The sequence below is a fragment of the Rhodosalinus sediminis genome (assembly GCF_003385555.1).
Taxonomy (GTDB): domain Bacteria; phylum Pseudomonadota; class Alphaproteobacteria; order Rhodobacterales; family Rhodobacteraceae; genus Rhodosalinus; species Rhodosalinus sediminis.
Genome location: NZ_QOHR01000122.1, coordinates 1 through 305, shown reverse-complemented (window position 1 = coordinate 305; position 305 = coordinate 1). Strand labels below are relative to the sequence as shown.

The following is a 305-nucleotide window of genomic DNA, read 5'->3' as shown; positions in this document are numbered from 1 at the left end:
CGGAGCGGATCGTCTCGATCCGGTCGAGGTTGTTGGCATAGGTGATCTCCGCCGAGACCACGTTGCCGAGGGCGGACCCGTTGCGGGTGATCGCCCCGTTGAAATGCCCGAAGCGCTTCAGCTCCAGCGCGGCTGGCGTTCCGGCGCTGGTCGTCGTGCCCACCGTCTCGCCCTGCGCCACCAACCGCGCCGTGGCGGTCAGCAGACCCGAGCGCTGCATCTGCCAAGTCAGCTGATCGAGGACGCAGCCAGAGTACATCGCGTAGCGCGGCACTTCTGGCATGCCGGTCTCGATCGACATGCTG

General features: G+C 66.9%; 1 protein-coding gene. It reads right to left on the bottom strand.

Going from position 1 to position 305, the window contains the following annotated elements:
• The coding region (locus tag DRV84_RS15370) for a phage tail tube protein (RefSeq protein WP_239995114.1) at positions 1–305 on the bottom strand (305 nt) is incomplete at both ends.